Here is a 17,492-nt window from a genome sequence, read left to right on the forward strand (position 1 = left end):
GAAAAAAGTCATCGAAGCGATGACTGTTATTGTGCAGGTTGCCCTATCCCTTGGTTTTTTATCACCAATCTTTGGTGAAGTTCTTTTTCTGGGTCCAATGGGAAAGCAACCACTTGGCCATTCAGTTTAACTTCAACATTCGTTGCATTTCCAATATTAAGTCGTACTTCTTTTAATGTTGATACATCACGTTTTTCTGTTTGACCACCTTGTACTGTAGTGTTTAAAATTTCGTTACCCGCATCATCTTTAACATCTACATAGCTTGTACCCTTCGCTATGATTTCCAATTCTAACGTTTTATTATTATGAATTTCCAAAGTAGATACCTTACCAGTTGTTCCAACTACTTTCACTTCTTGCTGTCCCGTTGGTGGTGCTGGTTGCTCTTCTTTCTTTGGTTCTTCTTTCTTTGGTTCCTCTTTTTTTGGCTCTTCCGCTTTCGCTTCATCTTTCTTCGTATCTAACGGAGAATCTTTTGCTTTTTGAACTTCAATTTTCTCACTTTGAGCACTCGGAACTTTTTCATCATCTTTTCCAGTTAACGCTTGAAACACAAACCAGATTACCACTCCAACTGCGATTACTAACAACGCAACTAAGATTTTCGGCATGTGATCTGCAATTGGCCATGATGAAGATTTTTGCATTGTTTCTTGTGTTTTTTGTCCCGTTGATACTTGTGGAACTTCACGCTTTTCAGATTGTGGTATCGTACTCTGATGTTCTACAAGTAGTTCCTCTCCATTTAATCCAACCGCATCTGCGTATTGTTTAATGAATGCACGCGCATAAAAAGCTCCTGGCAATACATCATAATTGCCTTCTTCAATTGCCACTAAATGGCGTTTTTGAATTTTTGTAATCTCATGCAGCTGATCAATAGTCAAGCCTTTCGCTTCTCTTGCTTCTTTCAGCTTTTGTCCCAATTCCGTCACTACTAACACCTCAATATTTCTTTAAAAGTCAAACATAGAGAAATTATTTTGCGTACCTTGCTCAATTTCATCTACTAAATTATATTGAATTTCTTCATCATAATCGTTGCGCAACTCGATAATATAATCAAAATCATCCAATGTGTATTCTGACTGACTCACAAATACATCAGGATGTTCTACAACTTTTGTTGCAGGCAATCTCATAATTTCACGAACGAGCTGCCAATGTCTTTCGTTAGCACGCTTCGTTGACACAATTCCATCTAGGATGAAAATATTGTCATCGCTATACTCATCTTCAATTAATTGACTACGAACAGTTTGCTTAATAAGAGTAGATGATACAAATAACCACCTTTTATTTGCACAAACACTTGCAGCAACAATGGATTCTGTTTTTCCGACACGAGGCATTCCGCGTATCCCAATTAGTTTATGGCCTTCTTTTTTCATAATTTCTGCCATAAAGTCTACAAGTAAGCCTAATTCATCACGCACAAATCGAAATGTTTTCTTATCATCTGCATCTCGTTGTATGTACCTACCATGCCTAACCGCTAGCTTATCTCTTAGCTTGGGCGGACGATATTTCGTTACCGTTATGTTATCCATCGTATTTAAAATTGATTCAAGTCTAGAGATTTGCTCTTGATTATCACACATAAGAAGTAACCCACGTCGTGCATTATCTACACCATTAATTGTGACAATATTAATGCCGAGCATACCGATTAACGAAGAAACGTCACCAAGCAAGCCAGGTCGGTTTTTATGTATTTCATATTCAAAATACCATTCAATCATCCAAGATCACTCCCCTTGCTTACTTTACACCTACGTACTATATTATATGATTTCACCTTAATAGGGAAGCTAAATGTATAATCTATCCTGTGTAATTATTATACAAAAAAAGTAGAGAGGAGAATCTCCTCTCTACTTTTACTTATGTTGTACAAACTTAACCATTAAGTTTGCAATGGTATGTTGCTCCTGTTCATCAGCAACTTTCCAAAGCTCAGCTAATAATTTCTCTTGGTCATTGCGTCCTTCTACTTCATTAGCAAGGTAGTCGCCAACACGAAATGCCATATCTGATACCGCACCGCCGTCTAAACCTTTTCCTTGCGCTTGCTCTAAACGATCTCCTAAAAAGCTCTTCCACTGATCAAAATTATCTAATACTGACATAATTAAGCACCTCACTATTGAGTAATAAAATCATGCTTAATTTGTGCAACTGTTCATTTTTTATGTAAGAAATTTTTAACAGTGCCAACCACCATTCACTCCGATGATTTGTCCAGTTATGTAAGATGCTCCTGGTGATACGAGGAATGCAACTGTTTTTGCTACTTCTTCTGGTAACCCTATTCTACCTAATGGTATATCTTCAGCAATTCCCATTTTATCTTCTTCAGAAAAAACACTTAACATTTCCGTTTCAATTGCTCCTGGTGCTACCGCATTCACACGTAATCCACTTAAAGACACTTCTTTCGCCAAAGCTTTCACATATGAATTTTGCGCCCCTTTTACCATTGAATAAAGCACTTCACAAGAAGCCCCTATTTGTCCCCATATAGATGAAACAATTACAATATTACCACTTCTCCTCCCAATCATAGGCGGAAGTGCCATTGAAAGTAATTTATATACGTTCTTCACTTGAAGTTCTACCATATAATCCAATTCATCGTTTGTTACATCTGTTACTAGTCCAAAAATACTCTTCCCAGCTGCATATACAATAACATCAATAGGATGTTCAATTTGTCTCCACAATTGCTCTGCTCCATCACTAGAAGCCAAATTCGCTTGCACAGGGATAACTTCCCCCCATGCTTTCTGCAATTCCAATACCTTTCCTTCACTGTTATTGTAATGAACATAAACTGTATATCCATCTTGAATTAATTGTTTCGAAATAGCAGAGCCAATCCCTCCGCTCCCTCCAGTTACTAACGCATACTTTTTCATAAATTCCCTCTCTTATCTCTACAAGTTCACTTTTCACACAACTAAATAATACCCTCATCTTACAATTTTTCAATGATAAGATGAGGGTATCTTTAAAATGTTATTTTTTCGGTAACACCTGACAAACACTCATTTTTTCTTCTGATAACAATAATTTTGCTACTTCTTGTAAGTCCTGAACGGTTAGCCCTTCTAATACAGTCAATGCATCAAATAGACTAGATTCATTAAACGCATATCGTGTAAATTGATTTGCAATATATTCTGGTGAATTCAACGAGCGTAAAAAACCACCAATTTTCTTTTTCTTCACTCGTTCTAATGCCGCCGCATCTAATTGATCATAATCTGTTTTTAATAAAATATCTTTTAAACGATCTGCCAATTCATCAGGTTGTTTCGTATCACCGCCAACCATTGCAAAACCGAAGTTATTTTCTTCTGTATAGTCATACGAGAATGAATCATCAATAAGCCCTTCATTATATAAAGCTTCGTAATGAACAGAACTTTTTCCAAATAAATAATCTAAAAGTAACGTAAGCGCAATTTCTTGTTTTAAAAGCGCTTGCCCTTTTTCTTTTAAATTAGTCGCTTTAATACCAACTAAACATTTCGGTGTTTGCACAGGCATTGAAATAATTTTTTTCTTTTCATTTACCTCATTTGGTTCCTCTTCAAATGAACGCACAATTTCTGGCTGGTTTTTATAATCTTTTTTTGCTTGATTTTCACGTACTAAATCCATTGTTTTCTCTGGATCAATTGCACCCACAACAAATAATAACATATTGCTCGGATGATAAAATGTTTCATAACATTCATATAATAAATCTTTCGTAATTTTACTAATAGATTCGATTGTCCCTGCAATATCAATTTTAATTGGGTGTTTTACAAACAAGCTATCAATTAACCCAAAGTACAAACGCCAATCTGGGTTATCTTGATACATTTGAATTTCTTGCCCAATAATCCCCTTCTCTTTTTCAACTGTTTTTTCAGAGAAATAAGGCTCTTGCACAAAGTTTAGTAATGTATTTAAATTTTGTTCTACGTTTGAAGTACATGAAAAAAGGTAAGCTGTTCGTGTGAAGGATGTAAAAGCATTTGCCGATGCTCCTTGTTTACTAAACAATTGGAAGGCATCGTGATCTTCTTTTTCAAATAATTTATGCTCAAGAAAATGTGCAATCCCATCAGGTACACGAATCATTTCTTCTTTCCCTAATGGTACAAATGTATTATCTACTGAACCATATTTCGTCGTAAACGTCGCAAATGTTTTATTAAATCCTTGTTTCGGTAAAACATATACATCTAATCCATTAGGAAGTTTTTCATAATAGAGTGTTTCTTTTAATTGCTCATAAATAATTTTCTCCATTTACTCTCCCTCCGTTCCTTGTAAAAAGTAAATTGTATCTAGTTCAATATTTTTAGCAACTTTTACAATTTCTTCTTTTGTCACACTTTCTATACCTGTAAGCCATTCTTCAACTGGACGTGTACGATCTGAAATAATACCATGATATAGCATTTCTACAAATCCACGCGGTGTATCAATCGCCTCTAATATTTGATTTTGGATGACACTTTTTGTTTGATGTATTTCTTCTTCAGAAAACTCTCCGTTTTGCATCGCAAGCATTTGTTCTTTAATAATCTCAACTGCTTTTTCATAATTTTTCGCTTCAATTCCTGACATAACAAATAATAAACCTTTATGACTTTCAAAGCGCGATGCTGCATAGTACGCTAAACTATTTTTTTCACGCACATTTACGAATAACTTCGAATGAGAAAAACCACCAAACAATCCATTGAACAATTGCAATGCAAAATAATCTTCATCTTTATATGTGACAAATGTACGATAACCGATGTGTAATTTACTTTGTTTTAATTCTTGTTTTTCAACAACTTCTTTTTCTTCATTATTTCGTCTATGAAGGAGTACATTTCTTTCTCTCACTGGACGAGCTGAAATAGAAAAATACTTACTTACAAGATCAACGGCGTTTTCTGAAATATCACCAATAATATATAGATCCATCTCATCTTCCGCTAACACCTTTTGATAATATTGATACAGACTTTCATTTGTAATAGAAGCAACACTCTCTTTTTTTCCATTTGCACTTAAACGATACGGTTCTACTTTGCACATTTCTTCAATTAAACGCTCGTTTGCATAACGCATTTTATCGTCATAAGTAGCTTCAATTCTCTGTAACAGTGCTCTTTTTTCACTTTCTACGATAGAAGGTAGGAAACCGTTCCCCTCCGTCGCTGGATGTAACACAATATCCGACAACATAGAAAGCGCTTTTTCAAATAACGGTGGTGCATCATGTAAATATACTTCATTTGCAATGTCTACATAAATGGAGATAATATGGTCTTCCCCTTTTTTACTTACATCTACTGCTAAAGAAGATCCGTATAATTCTTCTAAATATTGACGAAGACGAATTACAGAAGGTAATTTTTCTGTCGCACTTTGCAATACGTATGGCAATAGGGCACGCTCTGTCACCGTCTCCTCATTTAAAGGCGCTTTAAAACGAAATACAAAGGTATTCGTTTTATATTTATCAGTCGGAATAATATGTAGACGCAAACCACCTAACTCATGTAGTTGTTGTTCCATTAGTTTCATTTATAGCCCTCCTTTACGTATATAGGAATATTCCTCTTCAATATACAGTTTTTAGAAATAAAAAATCAACTTTTCTCCCTTATTATGCTTACATATGATTCTTTCTAAAAACTTTAATATGTAAGGAACATAGTAAAATTCCGTATTAAATATATTCTATGTAAAAAAGCCCACACTAATGTGCGAGCTTTTTTATACTTATAAAATACTTATCGTTTTCCTTTTTCATAAGGAGTTCCTAATGCTTTCGGAGCTTCAGAACGACCTACAAAACCAACAAGCGCTAATATTGTGAATACATATGGTAATATCGTTAATAAAACACTTGGAATTTGATCTAATACAGGAATTGTTCCGCCCGTTACACTAAGAGATTGTGCAAAACCAAAGAATAGAGCTGCACCTAGTGCGCCTAGTGGATTCCACTTTCCAAAAATCATAGCAGCTAAAGCTAAGAAACCTTGTCCTGTAATAGTTGCCCCTGAGAAGTTATTAGAAATTGACATTGCAAAAATCGCTCCACCAATTCCAGCAAACACTCCTGAAATACAGACTCCAATATAGCGCATTTTATATACGTTAATCCCCATCGTATCCGCTGCCATTGGGTGTTCACCAACAGCACGTAGACGAAGACCGAACGGTGTTTTATAAATAACATACCAAACAACGAATGCTAAAATAATGGCAATATACGACGTTATTGGTACGTTCGAGAAAAATATTTTCCCTAAAACCGGAATATCCGAAAGGCCTGGAATATCAATCTTTTCAATACGATACTGAATAAAGTCAGTCTGCCCTTTATCAAAAATCTTCTTAATTGCAAATACCGTTAAACCAAGAGATAAGAAGTTAATTGCTACACCACTTACAACTTGATCTGCTCGGAATGTAATAGAGGCTACCGCATGAAGTAATGCAAATAATCCACTACCAATTGCCGCAAATAATAACGCAATCCACGGAGTCATCGTTCCCCAAGTATCACCCATTAATAAGTTTGTAACAACTCCAATAAATGCACCAAATAGCATTAGTCCTTCTAATCCGATATTTACAACACCCGATCGTTCACTAAATACTCCACCTAGTGCTGTGAAAATGATAGGTGCCGATGTATATAACGTACCCGTCACAAGAATGGCTAATATATCTAAAAAGCTCATTTATTTCCCCTCCTTGCTCATGCGTGTAAGCGCCCATCTTAACACATAACTACATGCAACAAAGAAGATGATACATGCAATAATTACATTAATAAGCTCTGATGGTACATCTGCCTCAAAGTTCATTTGAGGGGAAGCACTTTTCAAACCACCAAATAATAAAGCTGAAAGGATTATCCCAAACGGATTATTCCCTCCAAGTAATGCTACAGCAATCCCATCAAATCCTACTCCTGTAAACGAAGACATCGCTGTCATACTCTGGAATGTTCCTAATCCTTCCATCGCTCCACCAATCCCCGCAAATGCACCAGCAATTGTCATGGAGAATACTACATTACGAGAAACTTTCATACCTGCATATTGAGAAGCATGCTGATTAAATCCTACCGACTTTAATTCGTAGCCTAAAGTTGTTCGATCTAATAAGAACCACATTAAAATAGCGATTAATATTGCTACAATAATTCCCCAGTGAAGACGCGAACCATCAGTAATAGAAGCAAGCCAGTCTGAAGATAGTGACGCACTCTCTTTAATATCATACGTTTTGTCATTACCCGCATGTAAGAAACGCTTAATAATGTCATACGTTACATACAACGCGATATAGTTCATCATAATGGTTACAATAACTTCATTCACTTGAAACTTCCCTTTTAAATATCCCGGAATGAAGCCCCAAATTCCGCCCACCAATGCTGCGAATAAAATAGATAATGGAATATGAAGGAACGCTGGTAGTGAAACTGCATAACCGAACCAAACCGCTGCAAGCCAACCAACTAACAATTGACCCTCCACCCCGATATTAAATAAACCTGTACGAAATGCAAACGCCACTGATAAACCAGCAAGAATAAGCGGTATCATTGTACGAAGCGTTTCACCAATCGCACTTGCGCTACCGAACATGCCCGTCCAAAGTGCACTATAACCAACAATTGGATCATAGCCACTAACTAGCATTACAATCGCTCCGACAAGTAAGCCGAAAATAACGGATAGTACTGGGACTAAAATATTTATCGTTCGCTCTGTTAAAAGTTTTTTAGCCATTGGTACCCACCTGCTCCTTCTTTGTTCCTCCAGCCATTAACAATCCAAGCTGTTGTTCATTCGTTTCTTTCGCATCAACTATTGCTACAATTTTCCCTTCATAAATAACAGCAATTCGATCGCTAACATTTAAGATTTCATCTAACTCTAGTGATAAAAGTAATACACCTTTTCCTTTATCCCTTTGCTCTATTAATCTCTTATGAATAAATTCAATTGCTCCTACATCTAAACCACGTGTTGGCTGTGCTGCGATTAATAAATCTGGATCACGGTCTACTTCACGTGCAATAATTGCTTTTTGTTGATTTCCCCCAGATAGAGCGCGTGCTAACGTTTGCTCACTAGGTGTACGTACATCAAACTGTTCAATAAGAGCCTTTGCTTTTTCTGTAATTTTGCTGAAATTTAAAATCCCTTTCTTTGAAAACGGATTCTTATAGTACGTTTGCAGAACTATATTATCTCTAACAGAAAAATCAAGGACGAGTCCGTGTTTATGACGATCTTCTGGAATATGACCAATTCCTTCTTCTGTTATTCTTCTAACAGGCCAATTTGTTATTTCTTTCCCTTTAATTGCAATAGAACCTGACTCAACTTTTCGTAAACCAGTAATTGCTTCTATTAATTCACTTTGTCCGTTTCCATCAATCCCTGCAATCCCAACAATTTCCCCCGCACGAACAGTTAAGTCAAGGCCTTTTACAGCAGGTAGTTGACGTGCATCGTGAACAACAAGGTTTGCAATTGAAAGTACCTCTTCTTTTGGTTTCGCGTCTATTTTTTCTGTTTTAAAATTCACTTGACGTCCGACCATTAATTCTGCAAGTTTATTTTCATCCGTATTTGCAACGTCAACCGTTCCAATTCCTTTTCCTTTACGAATAATCGTACAACGATCGCAAACTTCCATAATTTCTTTCAACTTATGTGTAATAAGAACAATAGATTTTCCTTCTTGCACAAGCTTTTTCATAATTTGAATTAGCTCATGAATTTCTTGCGGTGTTAACACAGCTGTCGGTTCATCAAATATTAAAATTTCTGCACCGCGGTAAAGAGTTTTCAAAATCTCAACACGCTGTTGCATACCAACTGAAATATCCTGTATTTTCGCATATGGATCTACAGCTAAACCGTATTGTTCAGACAGTTTTTGAATTTCTTTAGCAGCTTCCTCAACAGCAATTTTCCCTTTTTTCTTCGGTTCATTTCCGAGAATAATATTTTCTGTAACTGTAAAATTATGAACAAGCATAAAGTGCTGATGAACCATTCCAATACCAAGGTCATTTGCCACATTCGGATTGGTAATGTTTACAGACTTTCCTTTAATTTTAATTTCACCTTGTTCTGGTTGGTACAAACCAAATAGTACATTCATCAATGTGGATTTCCCTGCACCATTTTCTCCAAGTAAAGCATGTATCTCACCCTGCTTTACTTGCAGCGTAATATCATCATTCGCTACAATGCCTGGGAATACTTTCGTAATGTTATTCATCTCAATTACGTATTCCATTGTGTTCCTCCTTTTAACAGGGAACATTCCCTATTACACTATTAACTTATTAAGCAATTCGGAAGTTTTATACATACAAAGGTTAGTTCTATGAACTAACCTTTGCTATTTCTCTATTTATTTTTTTAGAGAAGCTTCATATTCTTTATACTCTTTATCTGTAGCCGGTACTTTAATTTCACCGTCTGTAATTTTCTTTTCAAATTCTTCTACTTTTGTTAAAATTTCAGGGTTAACTTTTTTCACGTTATCAGTTGTTTTTGAAATACCAATACCGTCATCTTTTAAGCCAAACGCTTCAATTTTTCCACCTTTTAACTTTCCATCTTTTGCTTCTTTAGCTACTTTTTCTACAGCTACATCAACGCGTTTTATCATTGAAGTTAATGTTACATTTTCAGGCATACCTTCTTGATGTTGGTCACGGTCAACACCGATTACCCAAACATTTTCACCTTTTTTCTTACGATTTTTCGCTTCAGTGAACACACCGTTACCTGTACCACCAGCAGCATGATAAATTACATCTACGCCTTGACCGTACATTGCTGAAGCAAGAACTGTACCTTTTTCAGGCTTATCGAATGCTTCTGCATATTCAGATACGATTTCAATGTTTGGATTTACTGCCTTTGCACCAGCTTTAAATCCATTTTCAAATTTACTAATTAAATCACTCTTCATTCCACCAACAAATCCTACTTTATTCGATTTTGTTGACATAGCTGCTACCGCACCTACAAGGAATGATCCTTCATGATCTTTAAATGTAATGCTCGTTACGTTCGGTGCATCTACAACAGTATCTACAATTGCAAATTGTTGTTTTGAAGATTCTTTTGCAACTTCTTTAATTGCACCTTCTAATTTATAACCAATTCCGAAAGTTAAATCATATTTATCTTTTGAGAATTTTTTTAAATTCGGAATATAATCAGCTTCTTTTTCAGACTGAAGGTAACGATAATTTGTCTTTTCTTTTAAACCATTATCTTTACCAAACTTTTGTAACCCTTCCCAAGAAGATTGGTTAAATGATTTATCATCAACGCCCCCAACATCTGTTACGAGACCAACCTTGAAGTCTTTATTGTCTTTCGTGTCTTTCTTGTCACTGCTCGCCTTATCCGAGTTACCACATGCACCTAAAACTGTACTTGCTACTAATGTTAATGATAATAAAAGACCTGCTTTTTTCTTCATACTAGAAACCCCTCCAAAAATGATATATATTTATTTATTCTTTCGCTGCTGTCCCTTACTTCTTGCTGTCACCTCCCTAAAAAGGAACTTACCTACATACGCTTTCTTAATACGTGGAAGCTAAACTTATCAGCTCTAAAGTAATTGATAGAATATAAGATTGGCTCATCATTTTGATCATAGTGCATTTGTTTTAATACAAGCAGTGCTGTTTCAGGCTCACATTCTAAAATCGGTGAGATTTTAGGGTGATAGCCAATTGGCTCAATGTGAGCAACCGCATATGTTATGCGCTTATGCGTGTTATTATGTATCACCGTTAATAATGATTCCTCATTGTAACCCGATAAATCTGGCAATATTTCTTTTGCAAGTTTATCGATACAATATACAACAGGTTCCCCATCTGCTGTACGCACGCGTTCAATCATCACTGCATTAAAACCATCTTCACTATTAAACTTCTCTTTTTCCTCTTCTGTTAAAGTTGTAGTAGATGATGATAAAAAGATCGTTCCTGGTGTTTTCCCCACACTAGAAATCATATCTGTAATACTAGAAAGTTGTTCTATTCCAGAAGAAAATAATGGCTTTGCATTTACAAATGTCCCTACACCATGTCTACGAATGACAACATTTTCTTCTTCTAAAATACGTAACGCTTCCCTTAAAGTCGCTCTACTTACGCCAAGTTCTTTCGCTAAATCAAACTCTGATGGTAACTTTTGTCGTTCTTTATAAGCCCCATCTTTAATTTTTTCTTTGATGTGATCAATCACCCGTAAATATAGGTGACGACTATCGGATTTTACTGACATAAGACTCCCCCGCATTTCAATTATTCGACCTCTGATGTAAGACTTCTTTTCTCTTTTTTCAACTTACAACATAGTACAAATGACTAACCACTAAAAATAAGCACAATTGTCGAATAAATAATAATAATTTTTTAAAATGAAATTTTCACTCTTTACTGTATAAAAAAAACTTTGCACCATAAACATTCCTCATTTCGAGAAAAAGTTCGGCACAAAGATCCTTTACATCCTTTGTTACACACTTTTCCCCTCATAGTCTAGCAATTCATGGTTGCCAGGTAGAAACTTATGGACCTTATCTCCAAGATTATATGAGGCAGTGATTCTTTTCGAAGTAATCTTACCACTTGCTCTCATACGTGTCAACAAAATCCAACATTTTTCTGCATTAAATATCGAACATTTACATAAAACATACTCAAAGTATTCGTATTCTATAGGGCCCCTATAAATGTAAGCCCTTTCTTTATTGCTGAGTATAGTATATAACAAAAACACTATATAAAAAAGCCTAATTGTAAAAACAATTAGGCTTTTTTTAAGAACTTTTTTCTTGTACATCATTAATGAGTACTTCTCTCGGTTTACTACCTTCATATGGACCTACTACACCATTCATTTCCATTGCATCAATTAGACGAGCAGCTCGCGTATAACCTACTCTAAACCTACGTTGCAGCATAGAAACAGATGCTGTTTGCATTTCCACTACAAGTTGAACCGCTTCATCATATAATTCATCTTCTACTTCCTGCTTCGTATCAGGAACATCTTGCGGAATCATATCTTCTTGATATTGTGCTTTTTGCTGTCCAATAACATATTCTACAACTCTCTCAACTTCATCATCTGATAAAAATGCGCCTTGTACACGTACAGGTTTCGATGCACCAATTGGTATAAACAGCATGTCGCCACGACCTAGTAGCTTTTCTGCACCACCACCGTCAAGAATTGTACGAGAATCTGTTTGAGAAGATACAGCGAATGCAATACGCGATGGAATATTTGCTTTAATAACACCCGTAATAACGTCAACTGACGGACGTTGCGTTGCAATAATTAAATGAATACCAGCAGCACGAGCCATTTGCGCTAGACGCATAATCGCATCCTCTACATCAGACGAAGCAACCATCATTAAATCTGCTAACTCGTCCACAATGACTACAATATACGGTAATTCGGGTTGTTTCGCTTCTGATTGACTATTATGTTCTTTTATATAATCATTGTATCCTTCAATGTTACGTGTACCACTATGAGCAAATAATTCATAACGACGTTCCATCTCACTCACAACTTTTTTCAATGCTTGCGATGCTTTTTTCGGATCAGTTACAACTGGCGTTAACAAATGAGGCACACCGTTATATACATTTAACTCTACCATTTTCGGGTCAATCATCATTAATTTTACTTCATGCGGTTTTGCACGCATTAAAATACTAACAATAATACCATTAATACATACACTTTTCCCGCTACCTGTCGCACCAGCTACGAGTAAATGGGGCATTTTATTTAAACGGGCTAATACAGCTTCACCTGTAATATCTCGGCCAAGACCAATTAACAACTTCTCTTCCGGATGATTATTAGCCTTAGAATCAAGAACTTCCCTCAGCGTTACCATCGAAACTTCTGAGTTCGGAACTTCGATCCCTACAGCTGATTTCCCGGGAATTGGCGCCTCAATACGAATGTCCTTTGCAGCTAAAGCAAGGGCTAAATCATCACTTAAACTGACAATTTTGCTTACCTTTACCCCCATATCAGGATACACTTCATATTTTGTAACTGCAGGACCTCTATGCACTTTGGTTACTTTCGCTTTCACTCCGAAACTTTGGAATGTACGTTCTAATTTACGAGCATTCTCATAAATTTCCGCGTTTTCATTTGTAACTTGCTTATTCTTTGGAAATTTTAATATATCAAGTGAAGGAAGCTTGTAATCTTTATTTTCTACATTTGAAAATTGCATAGGAGGTGCTTGCGCTTCACTCTCTAACGATTCAACAATTTTTTCTCCACGCTTTTTCTTTGATTCTTCAATTGGTGGAGTCTCTTCAATAAACGGTGAAGTGATCAAATCTTCTTGCTCTACTTCAATTCGTTTATCCTCTTCTTCATTTACAGGATAATTCTCAGTGAAATTTGAAATAATTGGCGGATCAATTTGGATTTCTTCCATCGGCTCAATAACTTCTTCTTGTTCTGCAGCACGTTTGCTTCTTGTACTTCTTGTTGTTTTTTTCTTTTCTGTTTGTTCAGCCGTTCTTTTGGATTTCCAATCTTTATAATCCCCTTGTATCACTTGAAATTGACTTCTAAGAATTCTACCAACTGGAGCTAACACTTCTCCAATATGTTTATTTGTTATACAGAGTACCCCGAGAATAACTAAAATAATTCCAATGATATAGGCTCCTACTTCGTCGAATAGGAAGTAACATGTCGCGAACATAAGCGCACCAAACATACCACCACCTAAATGAACGCTATCTGGCCCTTTTTTCATTTCAAGAAAGAAGTTATCTTTCGTACTCACAATAACAGAAGTATTTTGCACTGCTCCATCTTTTGTAAGAAGGTTAAATAATGTAATATGACTAAACATTAATATTGCCAATACAATTAAATAAAATCCAATTAACCGTTTATTTAAAAGGTTCGGCCATCCGCGTTTTATAACAAAGGAAACCGATAAAGCTATTACACCTAACACACCAATTATGTACCACTCACCAAAGAAGAAGCGAAAAAATAACACAAACGATTTCCCTACAACGCCTAGCTGTAAAATCGTAATGATTGAAAGTGCAAAAAGAGTTAAACCGACGATTTCATAATACAAAGTTGGCTTTATCGTACGTCTTGCCTTTGCCTTCGTCCCTCTTTGCTTTTGTTTTGCCATTTCTTCACCTCGTGTTCTACATATAAGTAAAGCTCTCCTAAAAACGCTCTATTTATATGTCTGTTTTCTCTATTTTTCAGGTCTTTATATCTTCTATTTTTACACTTCTTGTAAAATGCTAAATAAACAGAAGAAAGCAGCCTACTCATGGCTGCTCAACCGTCTTGTTTTTTATATTATACCATAGCTTCTAAACAAAATCCTTCTTTTTGCTAAAAGGTTATTTTCTGACCTGGCTCAAACTCTAAATAGTGAAGTGGGTCCGTACTTAGCACACGTACAATAGAATAACATCCATGTTCCTCTTCAGAAACCATTAATTCCACACCATTTATATTTACAACTTTTTGACTTTCACATTGTGAATAATCGGCCGGATACACAAGTTGCTCTGGCATAATTGTATATAAAATCATTGTAACATTGTCCCTTCTGCACTACCTTCCGCGCGAACATCGATTAATTCGTTTAATTTTCGAATTGCATTTCCAATACCACCAACATCATCTATAAGACCGTACTTTACTGCATCCCCACCAATTACATTCGTCCCAATATCTCGCGTTAAATTTCCTTTCGCAAACATAAGCTCTTTAAAACGATCTTCTGTTACTTTCGAGTGCTTCGTCACAAAACGAATGACTCTTTCTTGCATCTTATCCAAATACTCAAATGTTTGTGGCACACCTATGACAAGACCTGTTAAACGAATTGGATGAATTGTCATCGTCGCAGTTTCCGCAATAAACGAATAGTCAGTAGAAACAGCAATCGGTACACCAATGGAATGTCCCCCACCTAAAACTAAAGATACTGTTGGCTTTGAAAGTGAAGCTACCATTTCAGAAATTGCTAGTCCAGCTTCAACGTCACCTCCAACCGTATTTAATATTAACAGCAAACCTTCAATTTTTGGATTTTGTTCAATCGCAACAATTTGCGGAATGATATGCTCGTATTTTGTTGTTTTATTTTGCGGCGGTAATTGAACATGACCTTCCACTTGTCCGATAATCGTTAAACAATGAATACGTGATTCATTCATCTGTGGTACATTTGTCTGTCCAAGCTGTTGAATTTTTTCTACTATTGAAGCCTCTTTTCCAGCTTCTTTTGGCTCAGCTTCTTTTTCTTCATTTGTATATCGATCACGTTCTGTCATTTCGCATCCCCTTTCACTCGTATATAACTATTATTTCTTAAGTTATAAATTTCATTCGATAGGGTTAAAAAGAAAAAAAGATCACCCATAAGGGTAATCTTTTTTATACTTCCATAATAATCGGTAAAATCATAGGTTTTCTCTTTGTCTCTTCGTACAAGAACTGTCCTAATAATTCACGAATATTTTGTTTTAACATTGACCATTCAATCGAATACTCTTTAATTGACTGCTCAACAATCATACGTACAATCTCTGTAGATCGTTCAATTAACGCTTCTGATTCACGAACATATACGAAACCACGTGAAATGATTTCTGGACCAGAGATAATTTTCTTTTCATCTTTACCAAGTGTTACAACAACTACTAATATTCCATCTTGAGATAACATCTTTCTATCTCGAAGAACGATATTACCAACGTCACCTACACCTAATCCATCAATTAAAACATTACCAGCTTGTACTTTACCGACTAAGTTCGCTTCATCGTCACCAAAAGCAATTACATCGCCTTTTTCTACGATAAAGATATTTTCTCTTGTAATACCTACATCTTCAGCTAAATACGCATGTGCTTTTTGCATACGAAACTCACCATGTACGGGTACAAAGTACTTCGGTTTCATTAAATTTAACATTAATTTTAATTCTTCTTGGCTACCGTGACCTGAAACGTGAACTTTTCTTTCGCCGTAATAAACAACTTCAGCTCCAGCTCTAAATAACAAATCAATAATTTTTGATACAGATATTTCATTACCCGGAATTGGCGAAGCAGCAATGATAACAGTATCACCTTTACGAATTGAAATTTGTTTATGTGCTTGTTTTGCCATTCTAGATAGAGCAGCCATCGGTTCACCTTGACTACCTGTCGTTAAAATAGCTACCTTTTTCTCTGGGAAGTTGTCTACTTCTTGTAATGAAATAACCATACCTTCTGGAACATCTAAATAACCAAGACGTCTTGCAATGTCTACTACTTTCACCATACTACGTCCTACTACCGCTACTTTTCGCCCTGTTTCGGCAGCTGCATCAAATACTTGTTGAATACGATGTACATTCGATGCAAATGAAGCAACGATAATACGACCTTCTGCGCCGTAGAACACTTTAGAAATTTCTACACCAACTTCTTTTTCTGAACCTGTATACCCTGGACGCTCTGCATTTGTACTATCAGATAATAGGCAAAGTACACCTTCATTTCCGATTTGCGCCATTTTCCCAAGATCTGCTCCACTATTTCCAATTGGAGTTTGATCGAATTTAAAGTCTCCCGTATATACGATTGCACCTTTTGATGTATGGAAACAAACGCCAACAGAATCCGGAATACTATGTGTCGTTCCGAAGAATGACACTGTTGTAGTGTTAAACTCTACTGTTGAATTTGAATCGATTGTTTTTAGGTCTACACGGCCTAACATGCCCGCTTCACCAAGTTTTTCTTGTATAAGTCCTACTGTTAATTTCGTTGCATAGACTGGAATAGATAATTTACGAAGCACATACACAATTCCACCAATATGATCTTCATGACCGTGAGTAATAAATAAACCTTTTACTCGCTCTTGATTTTCCACTAAATATGTAATATCAGGAATAACGATATCAATTCCAAACATTTCATCTCCCGGGAACATTAACCCCGCATCTACGATAAAGATTTCAGAATCAATTTCAACACAGTACATGTTTTTCCCGATTTCACCTACTCCACCAAGAGCAAATACTTTAACAGACTCATTCTCTTTTCTCTTCATGTTGTTGCCTGGTTTAAAAATCTTGCAAACACTGATTTCACTAAAATTGCAGAGACACCAGGGGAAACTCTACAACCACCATATTTTCACCGTCCAAGACGAATGTCCTTACCGTTATGCGATATCATGTCCTTGTTTATTTTTTAAACCAGGTTTCACCTCTCTTTCATTATATAAATCAAATATCTTATTCGATATGATATGAAAATTTAATTAAATTATAATTTTTCCCAATTTTGCTAAGCATACCCGTACTAAGCTACTTAGCCATATTATACC

The 17,492-nt window shown here is 35.9% G+C and carries 15 protein-coding genes and 1 riboswitch; all 15 genes read right to left on the reverse strand.

What is annotated here, in order from left to right; translation table 11 throughout:
* Positions 1 to 26: 26 nt before the first annotated feature.
* Complete coding sequence (locus ACW0JX_RS18325) at positions 27 to 938, reverse strand: helix-turn-helix domain-containing protein (RefSeq protein ID WP_000137474.1); 912 nt, start codon at positions 936 to 938, stop codon at positions 27 to 29.
* A 21-nt stretch (positions 939 to 959) separates the two neighbouring features.
* Entirely contained in the window at positions 960 to 1,745 is a 786-nt protein-coding gene (locus ACW0JX_RS18330; RefSeq protein WP_000574107.1) for a DUF3388 domain-containing protein, read from the reverse strand.
* Between the two features lie 138 nt (positions 1,746 to 1,883).
* Entirely contained in the window at positions 1,884 to 2,132 is a 249-nt protein-coding gene (locus ACW0JX_RS18335) for a DUF3243 domain-containing protein (protein WP_000114444.1), read from the reverse strand.
* Between the two features lie 75 nt (positions 2,133 to 2,207).
* On the reverse strand, positions 2,208 to 2,921 hold the full coding sequence (gene ymfI / locus ACW0JX_RS18340) for an elongation factor P 5-aminopentanone reductase (protein ID WP_000759626.1): 714 nt from the start codon (positions 2,919 to 2,921) through the stop codon (positions 2,208 to 2,210).
* Between the two features lie 100 nt (positions 2,922 to 3,021).
* Positions 3,022 to 4,308 (reverse strand): EF-P 5-aminopentanol modification-associated protein YfmH, encoded by a 1,287-nt coding sequence (gene yfmH, locus ACW0JX_RS18345; protein WP_000411277.1) that lies wholly within the window; start codon positions 4,306 to 4,308, stop codon positions 3,022 to 3,024.
* Entirely contained in the window at positions 4,309 to 5,583 is a 1,275-nt protein-coding gene (gene yfmF / locus ACW0JX_RS18350) for an EF-P 5-aminopentanol modification-associated protein YfmF (protein ID WP_095690296.1), read from the reverse strand.
* Between the two features lie 209 nt (positions 5,584 to 5,792).
* Positions 5,793 to 6,752: an ABC transporter permease gene (locus ACW0JX_RS18355; protein ID WP_000008857.1), complete on the reverse strand. Its 960-nt coding sequence runs from the start codon at positions 6,750 to 6,752 to the stop codon at positions 5,793 to 5,795.
* Positions 6,753 to 7,811, reverse strand: a complete 1,059-nt coding sequence (locus ACW0JX_RS18360; protein WP_001085254.1) for an ABC transporter permease — start codon at positions 7,809 to 7,811, stop codon at positions 6,753 to 6,755.
* Positions 7,804 to 9,336 (reverse strand): ABC transporter ATP-binding protein, encoded by a 1,533-nt coding sequence (locus tag ACW0JX_RS18365; RefSeq protein ID WP_000456925.1) that lies wholly within the window; start codon positions 9,334 to 9,336, stop codon positions 7,804 to 7,806. The genes ACW0JX_RS18360 and ACW0JX_RS18365 overlap by 8 nt, the downstream gene beginning before the upstream one ends.
* Positions 9,337 to 9,453: 117 nt before the next feature.
* Positions 9,454 to 10,539 (reverse strand): BMP family lipoprotein, encoded by a 1,086-nt coding sequence (locus ACW0JX_RS18370; RefSeq protein ID WP_089171664.1) that lies wholly within the window; start codon positions 10,537 to 10,539, stop codon positions 9,454 to 9,456.
* A 92-nt stretch (positions 10,540 to 10,631) separates the two neighbouring features.
* Positions 10,632 to 11,357, reverse strand: a complete 726-nt coding sequence (locus tag ACW0JX_RS18375; RefSeq protein WP_000114182.1) for a GntR family transcriptional regulator — start codon at positions 11,355 to 11,357, stop codon at positions 10,632 to 10,634.
* A 233-nt stretch (positions 11,358 to 11,590) separates the two neighbouring features.
* Positions 11,591 to 11,692, reverse strand: a riboswitch (purine riboswitch).
* Positions 11,693 to 11,895: 203 nt separating this feature from the next.
* Positions 11,896 to 14,277: a DNA translocase FtsK gene (locus ACW0JX_RS18380; RefSeq protein ID WP_053563764.1), complete on the reverse strand. Its 2,382-nt coding sequence runs from the start codon at positions 14,275 to 14,277 to the stop codon at positions 11,896 to 11,898.
* 212 nt (positions 14,278 to 14,489) lie between these two features.
* Positions 14,490 to 14,693: a YlzJ-like family protein gene (locus ACW0JX_RS18385; RefSeq protein WP_000605020.1), complete on the reverse strand. Its 204-nt coding sequence runs from the start codon at positions 14,691 to 14,693 to the stop codon at positions 14,490 to 14,492.
* On the reverse strand, positions 14,690 to 15,439 hold the full coding sequence (gene tepA, locus ACW0JX_RS18390; protein WP_000139807.1) for a translocation-enhancing protein TepA: 750 nt from the start codon (positions 15,437 to 15,439) through the stop codon (positions 14,690 to 14,692). Before tepA ends, ACW0JX_RS18385 begins: the two co-directional genes overlap by 4 nt.
* Before the next feature lie 103 nt (positions 15,440 to 15,542).
* Positions 15,543 to 17,213 carry a ribonuclease J gene (locus ACW0JX_RS18395; RefSeq protein WP_000823089.1) on the reverse strand — a complete coding sequence of 557 codons (1,671 nt, stop codon included), beginning with the start codon at positions 17,211 to 17,213 and terminating at the stop codon, positions 15,543 to 15,545.
* Positions 17,214 to 17,492: the final 279 nt, after the last annotated feature.

The sequence above is a fragment of the Bacillus sp. C-3-6 genome, assembly GCF_054509685.1.